Origin of the sequence: Limosilactobacillus portuensis (assembly GCF_014838735.1) — a bacterium.
Lineage (GTDB): Bacteria > Bacillota > Bacilli > Lactobacillales > Lactobacillaceae > Limosilactobacillus > Limosilactobacillus portuensis.
The window spans coordinates 1-309 of record NZ_JABUXQ010000098.1; the positions used below are offsets into that span (position 1 = coordinate 1).

The 309-nt window shown below is 34.6% G+C and carries 1 protein-coding gene; it reads left to right on the plus strand.

Annotation, left to right across the window (positions count from 1 at the left end):
* Positions 1-53: 53 nt before the first annotated feature.
* On the plus strand, positions 54-309 hold a 256-nt coding region (locus HUK49_RS10735; RefSeq protein ID WP_191913679.1), incomplete at its 3' end, for an argininosuccinate synthase domain-containing protein.

A 309-nucleotide genomic window follows, 5' to 3' on the forward strand; every position in this document is an offset into this window, starting at 1 on the left:
TTATGTTATAGTACAGTTAATCAAATATTAATTATTTAACAGAGGTGACTAGGATGAAAGATAAAGTGGTTTTAGCATATTCAGGCGGTTTAGATACAAGTGTGGCCGTTAAATGGTTGATTGAACAAGGATACGACGTCATTGCATGTTGTTTGGATGTAGGTGAAGGAAAAGATTTAGACCTTGTTTATCAAAAGGCGCTTAATATGGGTGCAATTGAGTCTCACGTGATTAATGCAACAAAAGAATTTGCGGAAGATTATGTCGGTTATACAATCAAAGGTAATCTGATGTATGAACAAACGTATC